Origin of the sequence: Rhizobium sp. R635 (assembly GCF_002211285.1) — a bacterium.
In the GTDB taxonomy this organism is placed as follows: domain Bacteria; phylum Pseudomonadota; class Alphaproteobacteria; order Rhizobiales; family Rhizobiaceae; genus Rhizobium.
Map to the genome: position 1 here is coordinate 1 of NZ_LOKX01000006.1, position 21,111 is coordinate 21,111.

Annotated in this window: 19 protein-coding genes; 11 read left to right on the plus strand and 8 right to left on the minus strand. The window is 62.4% G+C overall.

Annotated elements, in window-relative coordinates; genetic code table 11:
- The 4 genes from ATY78_RS06850 to ATY78_RS06865 form a co-directional block, all read left to right on the plus strand.
- Positions 1-1,077, plus strand: a 1,077-nt coding sequence (locus ATY78_RS06850; RefSeq protein WP_141105628.1) for an ABC transporter substrate-binding protein, incomplete at its 5' end; no start/stop codon positions are given.
- A 98-nt stretch (positions 1,078-1,175) separates the two neighbouring features.
- Complete coding sequence (locus tag ATY78_RS06855) at positions 1,176-2,129, plus strand: sugar ABC transporter permease (protein ID WP_088681595.1); 954 nt, start codon at positions 1,176-1,178, stop codon at positions 2,127-2,129.
- On the plus strand, positions 2,126-3,067 hold the full coding sequence (locus tag ATY78_RS06860; RefSeq protein WP_088681596.1) for a carbohydrate ABC transporter permease: 942 nt from the start codon (positions 2,126-2,128) through the stop codon (positions 3,065-3,067). The genes ATY78_RS06855 and ATY78_RS06860 overlap by 4 nt, the downstream gene beginning before the upstream one ends.
- Positions 3,068-3,070: 3 nt before the next feature.
- Entirely contained in the window at positions 3,071-4,186 is a 1,116-nt protein-coding gene (locus tag ATY78_RS06865) for an ABC transporter ATP-binding protein (RefSeq protein ID WP_088681597.1), read from the plus strand.
- Positions 4,187-4,247: 61 nt separating this feature from the next.
- Here ATY78_RS06865 and ATY78_RS06870 read toward each other — a convergent pair whose 3' ends face one another.
- The 4 genes from ATY78_RS06870 to ATY78_RS06885 all read right to left on the minus strand — a co-directional run bounded on the left by ATY78_RS06870 (position 4,248) and on the right by ATY78_RS06885 (position 9,921).
- Positions 4,248-6,494: a glycoside hydrolase family 2 TIM barrel-domain containing protein gene (locus ATY78_RS06870; protein ID WP_088681598.1), complete on the minus strand. Its 2,247-nt coding sequence runs from the start codon at positions 6,492-6,494 to the stop codon at positions 4,248-4,250.
- 240 nt (positions 6,495-6,734) lie between these two features.
- Entirely contained in the window at positions 6,735-7,646 is a 912-nt protein-coding gene (locus tag ATY78_RS06875; RefSeq protein WP_088681599.1) for an SMP-30/gluconolactonase/LRE family protein, read from the minus strand.
- A gap of 95 nt (positions 7,647-7,741) precedes the next feature.
- Positions 7,742-8,563, minus strand: a complete 822-nt coding sequence (locus ATY78_RS06880; RefSeq protein ID WP_088681600.1) for an SDR family oxidoreductase — start codon at positions 8,561-8,563, stop codon at positions 7,742-7,744.
- Between the two features lie 170 nt (positions 8,564-8,733).
- A complete protein-coding gene (locus tag ATY78_RS06885; RefSeq protein WP_088681601.1) occupies positions 8,734-9,921 on the minus strand; it encodes a phytanoyl-CoA dioxygenase family protein in 1,188 nt (395 codons plus the stop codon).
- 93 nt (positions 9,922-10,014) lie between these two features.
- Between ATY78_RS06885 and ATY78_RS06890 the strand changes: the two genes are divergently transcribed.
- Complete coding sequence (locus tag ATY78_RS06890) at positions 10,015-11,040, plus strand: LacI family DNA-binding transcriptional regulator (RefSeq protein ID WP_088681602.1); 1,026 nt, start codon at positions 10,015-10,017, stop codon at positions 11,038-11,040.
- Between the two features lie 64 nt (positions 11,041-11,104).
- Positions 11,105-12,322 carry an adenylate/guanylate cyclase domain-containing protein gene (locus ATY78_RS06895; protein WP_088681603.1) on the plus strand — a complete coding sequence of 406 codons (1,218 nt, stop codon included), beginning with the start codon at positions 11,105-11,107 and terminating at the stop codon, positions 12,320-12,322.
- Positions 12,323-12,343: 21 nt separating this feature from the next.
- Here ATY78_RS06895 and ATY78_RS06900 read toward each other — a convergent pair whose 3' ends face one another.
- The 4 genes from ATY78_RS06900 to ATY78_RS06915 form a co-directional block, all read right to left on the minus strand.
- Positions 12,344-13,123, minus strand: coding sequence for an SDR family NAD(P)-dependent oxidoreductase (locus tag ATY78_RS06900; RefSeq protein ID WP_088681604.1), 780 nt, complete (start codon positions 13,121-13,123; stop codon positions 12,344-12,346).
- A gap of 70 nt (positions 13,124-13,193) precedes the next feature.
- Positions 13,194-13,589 (minus strand): DoxX family protein, encoded by a 396-nt coding sequence (locus ATY78_RS06905; RefSeq protein ID WP_088681605.1) that lies wholly within the window; start codon positions 13,587-13,589, stop codon positions 13,194-13,196.
- Positions 13,590-13,686: 97 nt separating this feature from the next.
- Positions 13,687-14,835, minus strand: coding sequence for a galactonate dehydratase (gene dgoD / locus ATY78_RS06910; protein ID WP_088681606.1), 1,149 nt, complete (start codon positions 14,833-14,835; stop codon positions 13,687-13,689).
- A gap of 64 nt (positions 14,836-14,899) precedes the next feature.
- Positions 14,900-15,661: a FadR/GntR family transcriptional regulator gene (locus tag ATY78_RS06915; RefSeq protein WP_190237409.1), complete on the minus strand. Its 762-nt coding sequence runs from the start codon at positions 15,659-15,661 to the stop codon at positions 14,900-14,902.
- Positions 15,662-15,863: 202 nt separating this feature from the next.
- Between ATY78_RS06915 and ATY78_RS06920 the strand changes: the two genes are divergently transcribed.
- The 5 genes from ATY78_RS06920 to ATY78_RS06940 all read left to right on the plus strand — a co-directional run bounded on the left by ATY78_RS06920 (position 15,864) and on the right by ATY78_RS06940 (position 21,057).
- On the plus strand, positions 15,864-16,847 hold the full coding sequence (locus ATY78_RS06920; protein WP_088681608.1) for an arabinose ABC transporter substrate-binding protein: 984 nt from the start codon (positions 15,864-15,866) through the stop codon (positions 16,845-16,847).
- 69 nt (positions 16,848-16,916) lie between these two features.
- Complete coding sequence (gene araG, locus ATY78_RS06925; RefSeq protein ID WP_088681724.1) at positions 16,917-18,422, plus strand: L-arabinose ABC transporter ATP-binding protein AraG; 1,506 nt, start codon at positions 16,917-16,919, stop codon at positions 18,420-18,422.
- Between the two features lie 17 nt (positions 18,423-18,439).
- A complete protein-coding gene (gene araH, locus ATY78_RS06930) occupies positions 18,440-19,390 on the plus strand; it encodes an L-arabinose ABC transporter permease AraH (protein ID WP_088681609.1) in 951 nt (316 codons plus the stop codon).
- Positions 19,387-20,277: an aldose 1-epimerase gene (locus ATY78_RS06935; protein ID WP_088681610.1), complete on the plus strand. Its 891-nt coding sequence runs from the start codon at positions 19,387-19,389 to the stop codon at positions 20,275-20,277. The genes araH and ATY78_RS06935 overlap by 4 nt, the downstream gene beginning before the upstream one ends.
- Positions 20,278-21,057 carry an SDR family oxidoreductase gene (locus ATY78_RS06940; protein ID WP_088681611.1) on the plus strand — a complete coding sequence of 260 codons (780 nt, stop codon included), beginning with the start codon at positions 20,278-20,280 and terminating at the stop codon, positions 21,055-21,057.
- The last annotated feature ends 54 nt before the right edge of the window (positions 21,058-21,111 follow it).

Below are 21,111 nucleotides of genomic sequence, written 5' to 3' on the forward strand. Positions count from 1 at the left end.
CCGGTTGCCGGCGGCGGCGGTGATGCGGCGATGACGGCGCTGAAGGCGATGGTGGCGGCGGGGACCTATCCGACGGCCTCGCAGATGCTGGGCTATACCGTGCTCGATTATGCCCAGGCCGGTGTCATGGGCGACCTGACCGAGACGGCGAAGAAGGAAGGCTGGGACAAGTCGGTGCCGGCCGCACTGCAGAAGTTCTCCGTCTATGACGGCAAGTGGGTCGCAGCCCCGGTCAACGTCCATTCGGTCAACTGGCTGTGGATCAACAAGGCCGTGATGGACAAGATCGGCGGCAGTGAGCCGAAGACCTTCGACGACCTGATCGCCCTGCTCGACAAGGCGAAGGCCGCAGGCGTCATCCCGCTGGCGCTCGGCGGCCAGAACTGGCAGGAAGCGACGATGTTCGATTCCATCGTGCTGTCGACCGGCGGACCGGAATTCTACAAGAAGGCCTTCAACGATCTCGACGAGGCGTCGCTGAAGTCGGACACGATGAAGAAGTCCTTCGACAACCTCGCCAAGATCGTCCAGTACGTCGATCCGAACTTCTCCGGCCGCGACTGGAACCTTGCGACCGCCATGGTCATCAAGGGTGACGCGCTGGTGCAGGTGATGGGCGACTGGGCCAAGGGCGAATTCGTCGCCGCCAAGAAGACGCCGGATACCGACTTCCTGTGCTACCGCTTCCCCGGCACCGACGGCAGCGTGATCTACAACTCCGACATGTTCGGCATGTTCAACGTTCCCGACGACCGGAAGGCCGCCCAGGTGGCGCTGGCGACGGCGACGCTGTCGAAGAGCTTCCAATCGGCCTTCAACGTCGTCAAGGGTTCGGTTCCCGCCCGCACCGACGTTCCCGATACCGACTTCGACGCCTGCGGCAAGAAGGGCATCGCCGACCTGAAGGCGGCCAACGAAGGCGGCACGCTGTTCGGCTCGCTCGCCCAGGGTTACGGCGCGCCTCCGGCGATCGCCAATGCCTATAAGGACGTCGTCTCGAAGTTCGTCCACGGCCAGATCAAGACCTCCGACGAGGCCGTCACCCAGCTCGTCCAGGCGATCGACGACGCCCGCTGAGACCGCTGCCGATGAACAAGGCTTCCCCGCGTTTTCGCGGGGAAGCATCAGACCCGCGACCATGCGGGCCTGACGATGCAGGGAGGAGATGACATTCCATGAGCACAGTTGCGACCACCGATCCGGCTCTGACGCCGGAGCAAGCGACGCGGGTCTCGCTCAGGGGCCGGCTGCAGGATGCGCTGCCGAAGATCGTGCTGGCGCCGAGCTTCGTCATCACGCTCGTCTTCGTCTACGGCTTCATCGTCTGGACGGCCTATCTCTCCTTCACCAATTCCAAGACCTTCCCCTCCTACCAGCTGACGGGGGCGCGCGCCTATCAGCGGCTGTGGCGCTGGACCTTCGAGAGCGACCCGCCGTCCTCGTGGTATACCTCGATCACCAACATGGCGATCTTCGGTTTCCTCTATGTCGGCATCTGCCTGGCGCTCGGCCTGCTGCTCGCCATCCTGCTCGACCAGAAGATCCGCGGCGAGGGGTTGCTGCGGCCGATCTTCCTCTATCCGATGGCGCTTTCCTTCATCGTCACCGGGGTCGCCTGGAAGTGGTTCCTCGACCCCGGCCTCGGGCTCGAACAGACGCTGCATCACTTCGGCTGGACGAGCTTCCACTTCGACTGGATCAAGAACAAGGACTTCGTCATCTACACCGTCGTCATCGCCGGTGTCTGGCAGGCGTCCGGCTTCGTCATGGCGATGTTCCTCGCCGGTCTGCGCGGCATCGACGGCGAGATCATGAAGGCGGCCCAGATCGACGGGGCCTCGCCCTTGCAGCTCTATCGCCGCATCATCATCCCGCTGCTGCGCCCGGTCTTCCTGTCGGCCTTCATCGTGCTCGCCCATATGGCGATCAAGTCCTATGACCTCGTCGTGGCGCTGACCTCGGGCGGGCCGGGCGGCTCGGCCTGGCTGCCGTCGAACTTCATGTATGAATATACCTTCAAGCGCAACGAGATGGCCGTCGGCTCGGCCAGCGCCATCATCATGCTGATGACGATCTCGGCGATCATCGTGCCCTATCTCTATTCCGAACTGAAGGAGAAGGCCCGATGAGCATCTCGGCTTCCTCTCCCTCCCACTCCCAGTCCAGCAATGCCCGCTGGATCGGCCGCATCGTCATCTACGGCCTGCTTGTCATCTTCGCCGTCCTCTATCTGATGCCGCTCTTCGTCATGCTCGTGACCTCGTTCAAGACGATGGACGAGATCCAGAGCGGCAACATGCTGGCGCTGCCGCAGGCGCCGACCTTCGATCCCTGGATCAAGGCCTGGGGCGAGACCTGCGTCGGGCTGACCTGCGCCGGCATCAAGGGCTACTTCTGGAACTCGATCAAGATGGTGGTGCCGGCCGTCGCCATCTCCACCATCTTCGGGGCGCTCAACGGCTATGTCCTGACCAAATGGCGTTTCCCCGGCCACACGCTGGTGTTCGGGCTGATGCTGTTTGCCTGCTTCATCCCGTTCCAGTCGGTGCTCTTGCCGATGGCGACCATCCTCGGCTCGTTCGGCCGCTTCGGCATGACGCTGCAGAACGCCACCGGCCTTACCTTCGGCTTCGGCAATCCGACGGTCAATCTGGTCTTCGTCCATGTCGTCTATGGCCTCGGCTTCACCACGCTGTTCTTCCGCAATTTCTACGAGGCGTTTCCGACCGAGCTGGTGCGGGCCGCCCAGGTCGACGGCGCCAGCTTCTTCCAGATCTTCCGCCGCATCATGCTGCCGAACTCGCTGCCGATCATCGTCGTCACCGTCATCTACCAGTTCACCAACATCTGGAACGACTTCCTGTTTGCCTCCGCTTACGCCGGCACCGGCGATTCCATGCCGATGACGGTGGCGCTGAACAACGTCGTCAACACCTCGACTGGGGTGGTCGAATACAATGTCAACATGGCGGCGGCGATGATCGCGGCCGTTCCGACGCTCATCGTCTATATCCTCGCCGGCCGCTACTTCGTGCGTGGCCTGATGGCGGGCGCAGTCAAAGGGTAAGTCATGGCCTTCCTGGAAATCTCCGGTCTCAGAAAGCGCTTCGGCGCCGTCGACATCCTCAAGGGGATCGATCTCGAACTCGAAAAGGGCGGCTTCCTGGTGCTGGTCGGCCCGTCCGGCTGCGGCAAGTCGACCCTGCTCAACACCATTGCCGGGCTGGAGACGATCACGTCCGGCGAGATCAGCATCGACGGGCGGGCCGTCAACGGCCTGCATCCTTCCAAGCGCGACATCGCCATGGTGTTCCAGTCCTATGCGCTCTATCCGAACATGACGGTGGCGGGCAACATCGCCTTCGGCATGGAGATGCGCGGCGTGCCGCCGGAAGAACGTAAGCAGGCGATCGACAAGGTCGCCAAGGTGCTGCAGATCGGCCATCTCCTCGACCGCAAGCCGTCGCAGCTGTCGGGCGGCCAGCGCCAGCGTGTTGCCATGGGCCGGGCGCTGGTGCGCGATCCCAAGCTCTTCCTGTTCGACGAGCCGCTTTCCAACCTCGACGCGAAACTGCGCGTCGACATGCGCATCGAGATCAAGCGGCTGCATCAGGCGACCGGCAAGACCATCGTCTACGTCACCCACGACCAGATCGAGGCGATGACGCTGGCGACCCGGATCGCTGTCATGAAGGACGGCATCGTCCAGCAGTTCGGCACGCCGGCGGAGATCTACAACAATCCCGCCAACATGTTCGTCGCCGACTTCATGGGCTCGCCGGCGATGAACCTGGTCAAGGCCTCGGTCGAAAACGGCGCAGGCGGCCTCGCGGTCTCGCTCGAACGGCCGAACGCCGCCCCGCTCAGGCTTCCCGTCGCAACGACCGGCAACGGCCTTTCCTCCTATGCCGGCCGGCAGGTGATCTTCGGCATCCGGCCGGAAGCGCTGACCGACCCCGACGGCGCCGACCGCAACGCCCGTTCGCTGACCGAAGGCGACTGCCTGATCGAAGTCGTCGAACCCGCCGGCTCCGACACCTTCGCCGTCACCAAGCTCGGCGGCAAGGAGGTCGTCGCCCGTCTGCGCGCCGATGCCGGCATCGCACCCGGCCAAAACACACGCCTCGCCTTCAATCTCGACAAGGCCGTCTTCTTCGATCCCGAAACGCAGGCGCGGATTTCGTAAGCTCATCAGAGCATCGCGCGTCTGATAAGGCGCGCGATGCTCCAACATTTTGAGTCATGCGTCAGGCGACGGCCGTTACGGCAAGTGTTACCGGCGCAAAACGCGAAGAGACCGCCTCGACGGTGATTTCGCCGGTCAGCCCCGTCGCTTCCAGCCAAAAGCCCGCGGTGCCACCCTGCAGCGGCACATTTGTCGGCCCGACGATTTTTGCCGGGCCATGCACCTTCAGCGAAATACTGTCGTTCATGAAGGGCAGGCGCTGGCCGCATTGATCCAGCGCGCGGATGATGACGCGGGTGCTGTCGCGTTCGCGGGCTTTCAGCGTGAGGCTGTCGGCAACGATCTCAAGCGTCGTCGGCAAGGGATCGGCCGCCAGTGTCAGGCTCGTCACCGGCTGGCCGCCGATATAGCCGATCAGGGTGCCGTCGATCCATTCGAGACCCCAGGTGCCGAGTTCATCGGCAGTGAAGTGCCGATGGTCGAGCACGACCGGCGGATGCGGCAGATGCGGATAGTTCTCGCGGTCCGGACCGATGCGCTTGGAAAGCGCGCCGTATTGCAGCTCGATCTCGTCACAATTGGTCAGGATGATCAGCGGCAGCACGCCGCCGATATTGCGCTCGCCGCGCGCCCAGAAGGTCGCCGGCTTCATGACTATCTCCTCGGAGGGATCGCACTGGCTGATATAGGCATAGGCGGCGAATTTCGGCTCGCGGAACATGTCCATGACGCCGTGATAGCAGATGCGGTCGCCGGAGCCGAAATCCTTGTGCGTGTTGTAATCGAACATGCACCAGCCGATGGCGCCCGAAATGTCGGGGTCGCCGTAGGCGGCGTTCAGCACATCAAGGTGTCGGCGCACATGCTCGGCCTGGCGCTGCTCCTGATCGTAGATCTTCGTCGGGTGCATATGGCCGTTGAACTCGGTGATGAGGTACGGCACCTTCTGCGACAGGCCGGTGTTTTCCTGCTGGCCGCGCAGTGCGGTGCGGGGGCGGTTGGAGCCCGGCAGCTCCTCGTTGCCGAGGATGAAGTCGTTCATCGTATAGACGTCTTCGAGCAGCTCGCTCTCGGTGATATAGCGCACGCCGCCGGTTTGGCGGGTGCTGTCGAGTTCGCGGGCCAGGCGGTTGGTCTCGACATAGAAGTCGTGGCTATCCTGGGACTCGTTGATGCGCACGCCCCAGATGATGATCGAGGGATGGTTCCAGTCACGCTCGATCATGCGGCGGACGTTTTCGATCGATTCCTTCTGCCAGTCTGCATCGCCGATATGCTGCCAGCCGGGGATTTCCTCGAAGACGAGCAGGCCGATCGCGTCGCAGCGGTCGAGGAACCATTTCGACTGCGGATAATGAGAGGTGCGGACGATATTGCACTTCAGTACCGTCTTCATGATGTCGGCGTCGCGCTCCTGGGCGGAGCGGCCGGCGGCGTAACCGACATAGGGGAAGGCCTGGTGGCGGTTGAGACCGCGCAGTTTCAGCGGCTTGCCGTTCAGCAGGAAGCCTTCCGGCGTGAATTCGGCGGTGCGGAAACCGAAGCGCGCGGAGAGACGGTCGGAACCGTGTGCGGTCCTCAGTTCGACCGTAACCTCGTAGAGGTTGGGATCGGTAATGTCCCAGAGGGCGATGCCGGTAAGGCCGCCGAAGGAAAGCCGGGTGCTGTCGCTGATGGTTTCGGTTGCGGCGGTGGCGATGACGGTACCGTCTGCCTGCTTCAGCGTGGCGGTGACGGTCGCCGCAAAGCTGCGGCTTTCCGGATTGGCGATATCGACGCGGATGCTTGCCGATTTCTCCAAGGCGAGAACGTCCGTGGTTTCGATCTTGAGATTGCGGATCGAGACCGGGTCGGTGACTTTCAGCCAGACGTCGCGATAGATGCCGGCATAAGTGAGATAGTCGATGCGGCCGCCGAAGGGTGGAATGGCGGGATTTTCACTGCCGTCGATCTTCACGGTCACAAGGTTTTCGCCCTTCACCAGCTTGCCGGTCAGGCGGGCCTCGAAGGGGGTATAGCCGTCCTTGTGGGCGATGATTTCCTCGCCGTTCAGATAGACCACGCTGTCGGCCATGGCGGCGTCGAAGATCAGTGAAACCTCGCGGCCCTCGAATTCCGGCAGCCAGCGCAGCATCTTCTGATAGGTGAAGGCGCGCTGATAGCTGGTCTCGTCGAAATAATTGAAGGGCAGCTCGACGGCGGTGTGCGGCAGACTGACCAACTTGGCGGCGTCGAAGCTTTCGAGCAGGCGCTGGCCGAAGCCTTCGTGAAAACTCCAGCCTTCGTTGAAGGAAACGACGGAACGCATTCAGGCTCTCCAGGTCATGGCATCAGGAGTGGTGCGGCGCCATTGAGCGCATGAAAATCGGGTCATCCTGTATTCCTCCTTGATGCAATAAGGCGCGGGCGGCTCGAGCGCTTCGCGTCAAATCTGATTCATGCGATGCGCTTTAGCTTTTTTCATGCATGCCGTCATCTGGAACCGCCTCACACTTCCTGATGGCATGCATCCGGCGGGCGTAATCCTGTGCGGGCCTTCGATCGATCCTTACGGATACTGCGCGCCGTTCGTCTTGATATAGATCGAATAGACCGAGCGCGTTGCGGTGATGAAGAGCCGGTTCTTCTTGGGGCCGCCGAAGGTGAGGTTGGACACCGTCTGCGGCACCTTGATCTTGCCGAGCAGTGTGCCATCAGGCGAAAAGCAGTGCACGCCGTCGCTGGCGCTCGTCCAGAGATTGCCGCTGACATCGAAGCGAAAGCCGTCGGGATTGCCGACGTCGAGGCTGCAGAAATAGCGGCTGTTCGTCAGCCTTCTGCCGTCGACGACGTCGAAAACTCTTATGTGGCGCGGCACTTCATGTTTTGCCGAGCCGGAGTCGGCGATATAGAGCCGCGTCTCGTCGGGCGAGAAGGCCAGGCCGTTCGGCTGGATGAAATCCTCGACGACGGCCTCGACCGCGCCGCTTGCGGGGTCGATACGGTAGACGTTGCGGGTCGCTTGTTCAGGCTCGGCCTTGTGGCCTTCGTAGTCCGAGAGGATGCCGTAGGTCGGGTCGGTGAACCAGACCGAGCCGTCGGAATGCACGACGACGTCGTTCGGCGAGTTCAGCCGCCTGCCCTTGTAGCTGTCGGCGAGAACCGTGATCGTGCCGTCCGGCTCGGTGCGGGTGACGCGGCGGCCGCCATGCTCGCAGGAGACGAGCCGGCCCTGCCTGTCGCGGGTATTGCCGTTGACGTAGTTGGAGGGCGAGCGGAAGACGGAGACCGTACCGTCAGGCGTCCAGCGCATGATGCGTTCATTCGGGATATCGCTCCAGAGCAGGCAGTTCAGGTCGGAAAACCAGACCGGGCCTTCCGTCCAGCGGCAGCCGGAATAAAGCTCCTCGAGCGCCGCGCTGCCGATGACCAGAGCGGCGAAACGTTCATCGCGGATGTCATAAAGCGGATTGTCGGCCACGCCAGTTTCCTCCCTGAATGCTGCCGCTCCTTCCTATCCACAAAAATCCGGTGGTGCCAGAGCCCGGCTGCCGGAATTGCCGGGCTCCGGGTTTCTCACAGCGCCGCGACCGGATGCGGCGAGCCGTCATAGGCGCCCCAGATCGACTGGTCGAAGCAGATGACCGAGCCGGTCATCAGGCCGGATTCGGAAGACGACAGGTAGGCGCAGGCGCGCGCCACTTCCTGCGGATCGACGAGACGGCCGAAGGGCTGGCTGGCGGCGGCCTGTTCCAGCCAGTCGGCGGGTGCACCGTGATATTCGCGCTGGATGCGGTCTTCGCCTTCGGAGGCCATCCAGCCGATGTTGAGGCCGTTGACGCGGATGCGGTTGCGCAGCAGTGCGTAGGCGGTGTTTTTCGTCAGCGTTTCCAGCGCGCCCTTGGAGGCGCAATAGGCGGCGATGAAGGGCTGGCCTGCCCTGGCCGACATCGAGCCGATGTTGACGATCGTGCCCTCGATCTTTTCACGTCGCATGACCTTCACCGTTTCCTGCATCAGGAAAAATGGGGCGCGCACGTTGACGGCGAACATCGCATCGAAGAGTTCGGGGCTGGTATCGAGGATGGTGCCGCGATCGGTGATGGCGGCGGCATTGACCAGTGCGTCGATGCGACCGAAGACCTCGTCGCAGGCGTGCACGACATTGCTCGCATCCTCGACCTTGGCGAGGTCGGCTTTGACGTAGACGACCTTCACGCCGGTCGCAGCCGAAATCTCTTCCGCCTTCGCCTTGCCCTTCGCTTCGTTGCGGCCGCAGATGACGATGCCTTCCGCGCCGCGTTCGGCGAAGAGGCGGGCAATGGTGGCGCCCAATCCCTGGGTGCCGCCGGTGACGATGGCGATCTTGCCGTCGAGGCGGCCGTGGTCTGTGCTCATGTGGTTCCTCCCTTATGATGATGTGTGAATTGCCTCCCGTGGGGCGCGGGAGGCTGTTAGATTGATGCCGTGTGGCCCCCTCATCCGCCCTACGAGCATCGACCGGGGTGAGACCCGTGGCTCACCCCGGTCGATGCCGGCAGGCGGATGAGGGGGCTCCGATTTCCAAGTCAGCTCAACTTCTTTCGGGCCTGTTCGGCAAGTGCTGCCACAAAGGTTTCGTCGCTCCAGCCCTCTTTCAACGCCTCATGCATCAGCTGTGCCTGTGTCTTCGGCGCCAGGCCGCCGAGTGGCGGGTCGCGGTCGAGATTGGTGGGGAAGGAATAGCCTTCGGCGCAGGCGGCGACGGCATTGGCGATTTCGCCGGGTGAGAGCCTGCCCTGCAATGTTTTCAGCGCGGGAAAGAGCGTCGCGCTCATCCGCTCGCGATTGACGGTTTCCATGGCGCGGCCGAAGGCGGAGGAGACCTGCAGGAGGTTGGCGACCCGCTTGATATCCGTGGAGCGGTTGGTGCCGGCGGCGTGGAAGAGCGCGGGGTTGAAGAAGACGACGTCGCCCTTTTCGAGCGGCAGCTGGACATGGTTGGCCTCGAAATAATCCCGGAACTCCTGGCGCTTCAGCGCGAGATAACCCGGCACATAGGTCTGGCTGTGCGGCAGGAAGAGCGTCGGTCCGCTCTCGAGCGGCATGTCGCAATGGGCAACCGCGCCCTGCAGCGTCAATACGGGCGACAGCCGGTGCACATGGGCCGGAAACTGTTCGATCACATCGGAGGACTGGAAGCCGAGATGGTAGTCGCGATGGGCCGATTGCGCCGCGCCGCCCGGATTGACGCGGTTGACTTGGGCCGTCATCTGGTAGCTCGGGCCGAGCCAGGCTTCGCTTGCCAGCGCGATGATGGCGTTGCCGTAATATTCGGCGAAATTCGCGGGATCGGCGAGGCAATGTTTTTCCAGCGAATTCCAAATGCGGTCGTTGGCGCCGGGCTTGGCGAAGTGATCGCCGCCGCCGGTCGCGGTGCGGTGCTGTTCTTCGATGATCCCGTCGAAGATGGCGCTGGCGCGGTCGATGATGCCGGTATCTTCGAAGGCATGCTTGAACACGACGACGCCCGGCCCTTCGCCGAAGGCCTCGCAGATCTCGGCCAGAACGGCACGCCGGCCTTCACAAGCTGCGGCCGCCTCCATGACCTTGCGGCTGTCATAGATCAGGATGTTTTTGTCGACCGCCGACGCCAAGGGATAATCGGAAAGCGCAGTCGTCTTTTCCGCAAGCCGGCGAAAATCGCCGAGATCGCAGGTCTCTTCGGTCAGCCACACGCGGTCGGCGCGTCGTTTCTGCTGGTTGTCGGTTTTCATAGCGGCTCCTCCCTGGTTCCGATGGAGGCACTATACGCCGGGCTGCCAGGTGATATAGATCAAGAATCCATCAAAAAACCATCAGGACGGCCAATGGCCCATACCTTTCTCGTCAAGGACATCGCCTTCCAGGCGGGGCTCAGCACCGCGACCGTCGACCGGGTGCTGAACGGCAGGCCGGGCGTGCGCCGGCAGACGGAAATGCGGGTAAGGGCGGCGATCGCGGAACTTGAGAAACAGCAGGCGGGTACGATGGGCAGCGGGCGCATGCTGGCGATCGATATCGTCATGGAGACGCCGCAGCGGTTCAGCGATGCGGTGCGCGCCGCTTTCGAAGCGGAGATGGCGGCTTTCCTGCCGGGCGTCTTCCGCTGCCGTTTTCATTTCGCCGAGGTGATGAGGCCGGCCGAGCTGGTGCAGCTCCTCGATCGCATCCGGCTGCGCGGCACGCATGGCATCGTGCTCAAGGCGCCTGACGTTGCGGAGGTGGCCGCCGCCGTTGCCCGGGCGGATGCGGCCGACATCCCCGTGGTGACGCTGGTGACGGACCTGCCGAATTCGGCACGCATTGCCTATGCCGGCGCCGACAACCGGACGGCGGGGGAGATGGCAGCCTATCTCATCGGCGAATTCCTCGGATCTGACGGCGGCAAGGTGCTGGTGACGCTGTCGAGCGGACGGTTCCGCGGCGAGGAAGAGCGCGAAATCGGCTTTCGCCGCGTCATCCGCGCCCATTATCCCGGGATCGGCATCACCGAAATCAGCGAGGGACACGGCACCGATGCCGCGACGGGAACGCTTGCGGCGGCTGCACTTGCGGCCGATCCTGCCATCAATGCCGTCTATTCGATCGGCGGCGGCAATCGCGCGGTGCTGGCGGCGTTCGATGCGGCCAGGCGTTCGGCTCGCGTCTTCGTCGCTCATGACCTGGATGCGGATAATCGAGCCCTGCTTGCCGCGCGCCGGATCGGCTTCGTGCTGCATCACGATCTCAGAACCGATGCGCGTTCGGCCTTCAGGGCGATCATGAGCCGGGCTGCGGCATCGGGGCGAGCGGTTTCGGCCTCGCTTTCATCGGTCGAAATCCTCACGCCTTACAATATGCCCGCGGGCGACTGAGGCATCGGCGTTCCTTCCGCGGTGAATTTGGGCTACAGCTTCGGAACGTACAAAGGTGAGCGGCATGGATTACAGCGACGTCAGCAGTATCGCGGCCTGGGTCACGGAGCAGGGACTGAAGGGCGCCTCGGAAGCCGAGCTCATGACCGGTTTCTGCGCGGCCTGTCGGGATGCCGGCCTGCCGCTCGACCGCGGCATGGCGCTGATGGACACGTTGCATCCCGTGCATGAGGGCCGCGCCTTCCGTTGGGACAGCGTGGAGGAAATAGAGACGGAATTCGAATATGGTCCGACGAGTTCGGGCGAAGCGGCGTCGAGTTGGCAGCGTTCGGCCTTCTACCATCTTTGGGCGGGCAACGAGCGGGAGGTGCGCCGACGCATCGGCTTTGGCGATCCAATCGATTTCACCATGCTCGACAAGATAGCGGAAGCGGGCCACACCGATTTCGTCGCAATGATGCATCGTTTCAGCGAAGCCGGTACGATCGGTGAAATGGATTGCTTTTTCTCGCATTTCGCAACCAAACATCCCGAGGGCTTTTCCGACCACGATCTCGCCATCCTGCGCAAGCTGGTGCCTGTTCTGGGGCTGGCGATCAAGTGCGTCGCGCTCGGGCGCATCGCCCGCACCATTGCCGAAGTCTATCTCGGCGAGGATGCGGCGCGCCAGGTGATGGAAGGCAAGATCAGCCGCGGCAAATCGGAGCGGATTTCGGCCGCACTCTGGTTTTCCGATCTCCTGAACTACACCAAGATTTCCGACCGTGTGCCGCCGGAGGAAATCATCCCGCTGCTCAACGATTACAGTGAGATGGCGATCTCGGCGATCCACGAGGCCGGCGGCAACGTGCTGAAGCTGATCGGCGACGGTGTGCTCGCCATCTTCAAGGGCGAGGTGCCGGCAGAAACCTGCCGGGCGGCGCTCAACGCCGAATCGTTGCTGCGCGAAAAGCTCATCAAGCTCAATGCCGCGCGCGCAGCCGACGGCCGGCCAACGACCGATGTCTATATCGGACTGCATATCGGCGATGTCTTCTACGGCAATATCGGCAGCCAGGACCGGCTGGACTTCACGGTCATCGGCCCCGCCGTCAACGAGGTCAGCCGCATTGCCTCCATGTGCCGTTCGGTCGATCTCAACCTGCTGATCTCCTCCGATTTCGCCGCTGTGATACCTGAGGAACAGCGATCGGCTCTCGCCTGTGTCGGACGTTATGCGCTGCGCGGTGTACAGCGCGCGCAGGAACTCTACACGCTCGACAGCGCCCGGCTGAGCGCCTGATCCGTCGAGGCAATTTCAGCTCTATCGCAGCAGGCCCTGGCCGCCGTCGATCCAGATCGGGGTGCCGGTAATGTGGCGGGCGCGTTCGGAGGCGAGGAAGAGGATGGTTTCGGCGACGTCCTCACTCTTGCCGGCCTTGCCGCCGGCGATCGGGATATCGCCCTCCGGCCAGATGACCGGGACCTCCGTCTCTTCGCGATGGCGGCTGTCGGTATTGGCGCTGATATTGGTTTCGATCTCGCCGGGGCAGACGGCATTGACGCGGATGCCGTGCCGGCCGAGTTCCAAGGCGAGTTGCTGGACCATGGCGACCTGACCTGCCTTGGTTGTGGTATAGGCGGTGGCGCCCGGCGTCGTGAAGGTGCGGGTGCCGTTGATCGAGGAGACGACGACGATCGAACCGCCGCGGCGCTTGAGATGCGGAACCGTCAGATGCAGGGTCAGATAGGTGCCGCGCAGATTGACGGCGATGGTCTTGTCCCATTCTTCCGGCGTCAGATCGTCGATCGGCGCCCAGACACCATTGATCCCGGCATTGGCGATAACGATGTCGAGGCCGCCGAAAGTCTCCGTCAGTTTCTGTACCGCGGCGCGCATTTGGGATTCGTCGCTGGTGTCGGCCGTCAGCGCGATCGACTCGCCGCCGGCGGCCCTGATCTCCGCGCAGGTCTTTTCGACCTCGTCTGCCGTGCGGCTCAGCACTGCGACCATCGCTCCTTCGGCGCCGAGCTTCAAAGCGGCTGCTTTGCCGATGCCGGAACCGGCGCCGGTGACCAGCGCGACCTTTCCCTTCAGTTCCATGGGCAACCCTCCATGACGTTCTGCCGATAGGCCAATGTTCGGCGCGGCAGTTGGTTCCGGAGGGAAAAGGCTAACGGAGGAGTGTGTGCCTCAAGGCCCATTTCTCCGGTCCGTGGACGGCGGCAAAGAGCAGGCCGGCGAGGAAGGTGAAGTGATCGACGAAAAAGCCGAACTCGGCTTGGTTCTGCTGCCAATGGGATGGCCCGTGGAAGGCAAAAGCGAGGAAGATCACATAGATGCCGGCGAGCAGACTGGCTTCGGAAAAGAAGGCGCCCGAGATGAAGGCGAGCGCGAGCGCAATCTCGAAGAAGGCTGCGACCCAAGCAAGGAAGGTCGCCATCGGAAAGCCGGCAGCGGTGATATAGCCCGCCGTCGCGCCCATATCGGCGAACTTGAAGCCGGCTGCCATGAAGAAGATGAAACTGAAGATGATACGGGCGACGATGATTGCGATTGCTTTGGCCATATCGAAACCTCCTGTTGAGCTTCCATTATGACGCATGAACTGCCAGCGATCCGACACCGCGAATGAAAAAAGGGCCGCTTGCGCGACCCTTCGATTTTCACCACTCGGCGAAGCTGCCGTCGGCATGGCGCCAGATCGGGTTGCGCCAGCGATGGCCCTCCTTGGCGCGCTCGATGACATAAGCCTCGTCGACCTCGATGCCGAGACCCGGCCCCTGGGGGATGGAAACGAAACCATCGGCATAGTGGAACACCTCCTTGTTGGAGATGTAGTCGAGGATGTCGTTGCCGGTGTTGTAGTGGATGCCGAGGCTCTGTTCCTGAATGAAGGCGTTGTAGCTGACCGCGTCGACCTGCAGGCAGGCGGCGAGCGCGATCGGGCCGAGCGGGCAATGCGGCGCCAGAGCGACGTCATAGGCTTCGGCCATGGCGGCGATCTTGCGGCATTCGGTGATGCCGCCGGCGTGGGAAAGATCCGGCTGGATGATGTCGACATAGCCGTCCGAAAGGACCTGCTTGAAGTCCCAGCGTGAATAGAGCCTTTCGCCGAGCGCGATCGGCGTCGAGGTATGGTTGACGATGTCGCGCAGCGCTTCCTTGTTTTCAGACAGCACCGGTTCCTCGATGAACATCAGCTTGTAAGGGTCGAGCTCCCTGGCGAGAACCTTGGCCATCGGTTTGTGGACGCGGCCGTGGAAATCGACGCCGATGCCGATATGCGGACCGATCGCCTCGCGGATGGCGGCGATGGTCTCGACTGCCCTTTCCACCTTCTCGTTGGTGTCGACGATCTGCATTTCCTCGCAGCCGTTGAGCTTGATCGCCTTGAAGCCGCGGGCGACCACCTCTCTGGCATTGTTGGCGACGTCAGAAGGACGGTCGCCGCCGATCCAGGAATAGACCTTGATGCGATCGCGCAGTTGGCCGCCGAGCAGGGAATGGATCGGCTGGCCGAGCGCCTTTCCCTTGATATCCCAGAGCGCCTGGTCGATGCCCGAGATCGCGCTCATATGGGTAGCGCCGCCGCGATAGAACCCGCCGCGATACATCACCGTCCAATGGTCCTCGATCAGGAAGGGGTCCTTGCCGATCAGGTAGTCCGCCAATTCGTGGACGGCGGCCTCGACGGTCAGTGCGCGGCCTTCGACGACCGGTTCGCCCCAGCCGACGATGCCTTCATCGGTCTCGACCTTCAGAAACAGCCAGCGCGGCGGAACGATATAGGTGGTGAGTTTGGTGATCTTCATCTCAGGTCTTAATCTCTTCTCGGATTTGCGATGGGACAGCGCGTCCACGGCCTCTCGTGATCGATCATTTCGTTCTGCCGATCGCCTTCTCGGCGGCGGCAAGGTCGCGAACCGCAAGGTCGAGCATGCGATTGGCGCATTCCCTGGCGCTTGCCTTGTCGCGCATGCGCAAGGCCTCGACGAGTTCGCCATGAACGAGCACCGCATCCTCCCGGTTTTCGACGGCGATATTGGAGGCATGCAACGCATATTTCAGCGCAGCATGGATGGCGCTGGACAGACGGCGGAACACCTGGTTGTGGCTGGCGGTGAGCAGCACCGTATGAAACATCACGTCGGCGTCGGTGAAGCTTTCCGGATCGCCTGCGCTATCGCGCATCTGCCGCCAGGCCTTGTCGAGATCGGCGATCTCCTGGGCGCTGGCGCGTTCGGCGGCATATTCGGCGGCTGCCGGCTCTATGGTGCGCCGGGCTTCGAGAATGCATCCCAAAAGGTCGAAGTCCTTGATGTAAGGCCCCATCCAGTCGAGCACCTCGGCATCCAGGATGTTCCAGTCGTCCCTGTCGCAGACGGTCGTTCCGACTCGCGGTTTACCGCGCACGAGCCCTTTGGATTCCAGCACTTTCAGCGATTCACGAATGACGGTGCGGCTGACGCCATAGAGGTCGCAAAGATCGTTCTCGCGGGGCAACGGCGAGCCCGAGGGATAGCGGTCCGCGCAGATATCCTGAGCGATTGCCGCCGTGACGTTGCGGCGTACCCGCGGCCGGCGTTCGCTGCCTGAGCTTTCCGTTCGGCCTTGTTCCTCAGTCGATTCCAACTTCACCTCTCCGCGCTCACTCCCGGGCAGCAACCGAACCTGATTATCCGAATTCGATCCGCTTTGCGACGGGTCCATCCGGCTCCCATGACTATCCTATTATCTAAATCATCATACATTGGCAATTGACTGGTATGATGATTTAACATAATTCATTGGACGCTGCCGGGGAGGCAGTTGCTCGATTTCAGAGTTTAGGGAGAGAGACATGCGCTTGTTCAAAGCAGCTATTCTGGCTGGCACTTTCGCCATTCTGACAGCCGGCTCGGCATTTTCCGCAGACGTCAAGATCGGTTTCATCGTCAAGCAGCCGGAGGAGCCGTGGTTCCAGGACGAATGGAAGTTCGCGGACCAGGCCGCCAAGGAAAAAGGTTTCACGGTCGTCAAGATCGGCGCGGAAGACGGCGAGAAGGTTCAGTCGGCGATCGACAATCTCGGAGCCCAGGGTGCGCAGGGCTTCATCATCTGCACGCCCGACGTCAAGCTCGGTCCCGGCATCGTCGCCAAGGCTGAAGCCAATCAGCTGAAGCTGATGACGGTCGACGACCGCCTCGTCAGTGCGGACGGCAAGCCGCTGGAAGATGTGCCGCATATGGGCATTTCGGCGACCAAGATCGGTGAGACCGTCGGCCAGGCGATCGTCGACGAAATCAAGAAGCGCGGCTGGGACATGAAGAATGTCGGCGCGATCCGGGTCTCCTACGACCAGTTGCCGACCGCTGTCGACCGCGTCGAAGGTGCGATCTCGGTACTGAAATCCGCAGGTTTCCCGGCCGAGAACATCTATGATGCGCCGCAGGCGAAGACGGATACGGAAGCAGCGCTCAACGCGGCGACCACCGTTCTCAACAAGCATGCCGACGTGAAATACTGGGTGGCTTTCGGACTCAACGACGAAGCCGTTCTCGGCGCCGTCCGCGCTTCGGAATCGGTCGGTATTCCAGCAGCCAACGTGATCGGTGTCGGCATCGGCGGCGCGGAATCGGCGATCAACGAGTTCAAGAAGCCGGCAGCGACGGGCTTCTTCGGCACGGTCATCATCTCTCCGAAGCGTCACGGCTATGAGACGGCGCTCAACATGTACGACTGGATCGCCAACGGCAAGGAGCCGGAAAAGCTGACCTTGACGTCAGGTTCGCTGGCGCTGCGCGGCGATTATGAGAAGGTCCGCAAGGAGCTCGGCATCGAATAACCATCGCCCGCGATGATGCATCTCCGGCGGCCGCTTGGGCATGCCGCCGGAACCTTCGGTGGAGCGACGATGGCTTTTCTCGAATTCAAACATATTTCCAAGGGCTATCCAGGCGTACAGGCGCTGTCGGGTGTTTCCTTCTCAGTGGAGAAGGGCGCCGTCCACGGGCTGATGGGTGAGAACGGCGCGGGTAAATCGACGCTGATCCGTGTGCTTTCGGGCGATCAGGCCGCCGATGCCGGCGACATTCTCATCGATGGCGAAGAACAGAAATATGCCTCGGTCCGTGACGCCTTCCACGCCGGCGTCATCGTCATCCATCAGGAACTGCAGCTCGTTCCGGAGCTGACGGTGGCAGAAAATCTCTGGCTTGGCCGTTTTCCCGCCAAAGGCGGCGTGATCCATGCCAAAACCCTGATCGAGACGGTGCGCTCGAAGCTCGAAGAGATCGGCATCGATGTCGATCCCTCGGCCAAGGTTGCTTCGCTTTCGATCGGCGCGCGGCAGATGGTCGAGATCGCCAAGGCCGTCATGCTCGAGGCGCGGGTGATCGCGCTCGATGAGCCGACCTCCTCGCTTTCCTCGCGCGAAAGCGAAATCCTGTTTTCACTCATCGAAAGGCTGAAGGCGAAGGGAACGGTCATTCTTTACGTCTCACATCGGCTCGATGAGATCTTCCGGCTTTGCGACAGCCTGAGCGTGCTGCGCGACGGCAAGCTTGCCGCCCATCATCCTCAGATTGCCGGCACGACACGCGAACAGGTCATCTCGGAAATGGTCGGCCGGGAGATCAGCGATATCTGGGGATGGCGCGAACGCCCGCTCGGCGACGTCAGGCTCGAGGTCAAGGACCTATCCGGATCACGATTGCGCAATCCCATCAGCTTTTCGGTCTGTCGGGGCGAGATCCTCGGCTTCTTCGGCCTGATCGGCGCCGGCCGCAGCGAGATGGCGCGGCTGCTCTACGGCGCCGATGCGAGGCATCAGGGCCAGGTAACGATCGACGGCGCCGCCGTTTCGCCGGACGATCCGAAAGCGGCGATCGATGCCGGCATGGTGCTCTGTCCGGAGGATCGCAAGTCCGACGGCATCGTCCAGGGACGGTCGATCGAAGAAAACATCGCCATCTCGTCGCGCCGGCATTTCTCTCCTTTCGGGATTTTGAACCCGAAAAGGGAGGCGGCGCTGGCGGATGAATTCATTTCCCGTCTGCGGGTGCGGACGCCCTCGCGCAAGCAGGACATCATCAATCTCTCCGGCGGCAACCAGCAGAAGGTCATTCTCGGCCGCTGGCTTTCCGAACAGGGCATCAAGGTTCTGGTGATCGACGAACCGACGCGCGGCATCGATGTCGGGGCGAAGTCGGAGATCTACGAAATCCTTTATGAGCTGGCGGCGGGCGGCATGGCGATCGTGGTGATCTCGAGCGAGCTGCCCGAAGTGATGGGCATTTCCGACCGCATCATCGTGATGTGCCAGGGCAGGGTGGCGGCCGATGTCGCCCGCCCGGATTTCGACGAGCGCAGCATTCTGACGGCGGCGCTTCCCGACAAGAATGCCGCAGGCACCATTTAAGACTGGGAACACCGACGATGAATTCGTTGAAAAAAATCCTTCTCGGCGAACAGGGGCTGGTGGTGATTTTCACTGCTGCCTTCGTGATCGTCTCGCTCTTCGTGCCGAACTTCCTGACCGAGCGGAACATGCTGGGGCTACTGCAATCGGTCGTCACGATCGGCATCGTCGCCTGCACGATGATGTTCTGCCTGGCCTCCCGCGACTTCGATCTTTCGGTTGGATCGATCGTCGCCTTCTCCGGCATGGCCGCCGTGATGGTCTCGAATGCGACCGGCTCCATTCCCGTCGGGCTGCTGGCAGCCCTGCTGTGCGGCGCCGTCGTCGGTTTCGTCAACGGCATCGTCATCGCCCGGTTCCGCATCAACGCGCTGATCACCACGCTTGCGACCATGCAGATCGTGCGCGGGCTGGCGCTGATCGCTTCGGACGGGCGCGCCGTCGGCATCAACGATCCTGCCTTCTACCAGCTTGCGCTCTCGCGTTTCCTCACCGTGCCGACACCGATCTGGATCATGCTCATCCTTTTCGTCTTCTTCGGCTTCGTGCTCAACCGCACCGTCTTCGGCAAGAACACGCTGGCGATCGGCGGCAATCCGGAAGCCTCGCGGCTTGCGGGCGTCAATGTCGTCAACATGCGCGTCTGGATCTTTGCGCTGCAGGGTCTCGTCTGCGGCATTGCCGGCATTCTGCTCGCCTCGCGCATCACTTCCGGCCAGCCGAATGCGGCGACCGGGCTCGAGCTCTCGGTGATCTCGGCCTGCGTTCTCGGCGGCGTTTCGCTTGCCGGCGGCCGGGCGGCGATGAGTGGCGTCATCGTCGGCGTGCTGATCATGGGCATTGCCGAAAACGTTATGAACCTCCTGAATATTCAGGCATTCTATCAGTATGTCGTGCGCGGGCTGATCCTGCTGATCGCGGTGCTGCTCGACAATTTGAGATCTTCGGCTGCGGGGCGACGCGGATGAACCAGGGACGAGCGGAGGACGAAATCGAGCTGAGGCGCGGTGATCTCGCCGTCCGGGTCAGCCGTCGGGGTGCAGCCGTTGCCGCCGCGACCTATCGGGAGACGCCCTTTCTCGTCGCGGCCGGCGGCCTGGATGGCACGATGGCGAATTTTGCGATGGTGCCGTTCGGCAATCGTGTGGAAGGCAATGCCATGTCCTTTGCCGGACGCGGCTATGCTTTCCAGTCGAATACGTCCGATCCGCTCTATCGGCACGGCGATGGCTGGCTCGGCCTCTGGGAGCTTGAAGAGGCCAGCACAGAGCATGCGCAGTTCTCCTTTTCCCGCAGCGCCGACAAGATTTCACCCTATACCTATCTGACTCGCCAGGAGATCCGTCTCGCCGGCGACGCCCTGGTGCTGACGCTATCCGTGGAAAATCGGGGCGAAACCACACTTCCCTTCGGGCTGGGCCAGCATCCCTTCTTCGTTCGGACTCCGAAGACGAGGCTGACGATTGCGGCCGATCGCTACTGGAACGAGCGGCCCGACCATCTTCCCGATATGCCCGGCCCCGTGCCTGACGATTTCGATTTCAGGTCGGGCAAGCTGTTGCCGCAGACATGGATGAACAATGCCTTCGAGGGCTGGAACAGGCGGGCGGCAATCGCCTGGCCGGAGCTTGGAATTCAGGCGGCGCTGAAAGCCGAGGGCGCGCTTGACCGCTTCATGCTCTATATGCCGATCAATCGCAGTGACTTCTTCTGCCTCGAGCCGATGAGCCACCTTCCGAACGGCCATCACCTGCCCGAATTCGGCGGGCTCGCGCCGCTTGCGCCGGGTGAAGCACTCGTCGGCAAGATGACGATCGAGCTGTCTGCGCTGCCGGTTCAACCGGAGGGGAGATAGATGGGCGATCGCCTGCAGGGCAAGAACATCCTGATCACCGGCGCTGCGCAGGGTATCGGCCTTGCGATCGCCAAGGCCTTCATCAAGGAGAATGCCGCCGTCTATCTCGTCGATCGCGATGGGGCGCTGCTGGCGCAGGCAGCGGGAGAGCTCGCAGGCACCGGCGGCCGGGTTGGTTATCTGCCGGCCGATATAACCGATGCCGGAACAATCACGAGGGCGGTTGCGCAGGCGAATGACGAGATCGGGCCACTGAATGCGCTTGTCAACAATGCCGGAGTCAACGTCTTCGCCGAACCGCTCGATACGACGGACGAAGCGTGGAGCCGCTGCTTCGACATCAATCTCAAAGGGGCATGGAATTGCTGCAAGGCAGTGCTGCCCGGCTTTATCGAGCGGGGCGAGGGCGTCATTCTCAACATCGCCTCCACGCATGCCTTCACGATCATCCCGCACACGTTTCCCTATCCGCTGGCGAAACATGCGCTGCTCGGCATGACGAAATCGCTCGGCCTGGAGTACGCGGCCCGCAATATCCGGGTCAACGCGCTGGCGCCCGGCTATGTCTCGACGCAGAAAGTGATCGACTATTGGAACAGCTTCCCCGATCCGGCGGCAGCCAAGGCCGAGACGATGCGGCTGCATCCCGGTGGGCGGATCGCGACACCGGAAGAGATCGCCATGGCGGCGGTGTTCATGATCTCCGACGAATGCCCTTTCATGAACGCCACCTGCCTGACGATCGACGGCGGTCTCAGCGTGCAGCAGCATCCCGTCTGAGCGGCGATGATTTTTACAAGCCTGTCGTCTTCTGCAGATAGAGCGTTATATTGC

Bases quoted from the DNA above. Each gene is read 5' to 3' on its own strand.
- ATY78_RS06855 (WP_088681595.1), top strand. From the start codon at position 1,176: ATGAGCACAGTTGCGACCACCGATCCGGCTCTGACGCCGGAGCAAGCG.
- ATY78_RS06860 (WP_088681596.1), top strand. From the start codon at position 2,126: ATGAGCATCTCGGCTTCCTCTCCCTCCCACTCCCAGTCCAGCAATGCC.
- ATY78_RS06865 (WP_088681597.1), top strand. From the start codon at position 3,071: ATGGCCTTCCTGGAAATCTCCGGTCTCAGAAAGCGCTTCGGCGCCGTC.
- ATY78_RS06870 (WP_088681598.1), bottom strand. From the start codon at position 6,494: ATGCGTTCCGTCGTTTCCTTCAACGAAGGCTGGAGTTTTCACGAAGGC.
- ATY78_RS06880 (WP_088681600.1), bottom strand. From the start codon at position 8,563: ATGAGCACAGACCACGGCCGCCTCGACGGCAAGATCGCCATCGTCACC.
- ATY78_RS06885 (WP_088681601.1), bottom strand. From the start codon at position 9,921: ATGAAAACCGACAACCAGCAGAAACGACGCGCCGACCGCGTGTGGCTG.
- ATY78_RS06890 (WP_088681602.1), top strand. From the start codon at position 10,015: ATGGCCCATACCTTTCTCGTCAAGGACATCGCCTTCCAGGCGGGGCTC.
- ATY78_RS06895 (WP_088681603.1), top strand. From the start codon at position 11,105: ATGGATTACAGCGACGTCAGCAGTATCGCGGCCTGGGTCACGGAGCAG.
- ATY78_RS06900 (WP_088681604.1), bottom strand. From the start codon at position 13,123: ATGGAACTGAAGGGAAAGGTCGCGCTGGTCACCGGCGCCGGTTCCGGC.
- ATY78_RS06905 (WP_088681605.1), bottom strand. From the start codon at position 13,589: ATGGCCAAAGCAATCGCAATCATCGTCGCCCGTATCATCTTCAGTTTC.
- dgoD (WP_088681606.1), bottom strand. From the start codon at position 14,835: ATGAAGATCACCAAACTCACCACCTATATCGTTCCGCCGCGCTGGCTG.
- ATY78_RS06920 (WP_088681608.1), top strand. From the start codon at position 15,864: ATGCGCTTGTTCAAAGCAGCTATTCTGGCTGGCACTTTCGCCATTCTG.
- araG (WP_088681724.1), top strand. From the start codon at position 16,917: ATGGCTTTTCTCGAATTCAAACATATTTCCAAGGGCTATCCAGGCGTA.
- araH (WP_088681609.1), top strand. From the start codon at position 18,440: ATGAATTCGTTGAAAAAAATCCTTCTCGGCGAACAGGGGCTGGTGGTG.
- ATY78_RS06935 (WP_088681610.1), top strand. From the start codon at position 19,387: ATGAACCAGGGACGAGCGGAGGACGAAATCGAGCTGAGGCGCGGTGAT.
- ATY78_RS06940 (WP_088681611.1), top strand. From the start codon at position 20,278: ATGGGCGATCGCCTGCAGGGCAAGAACATCCTGATCACCGGCGCTGCG.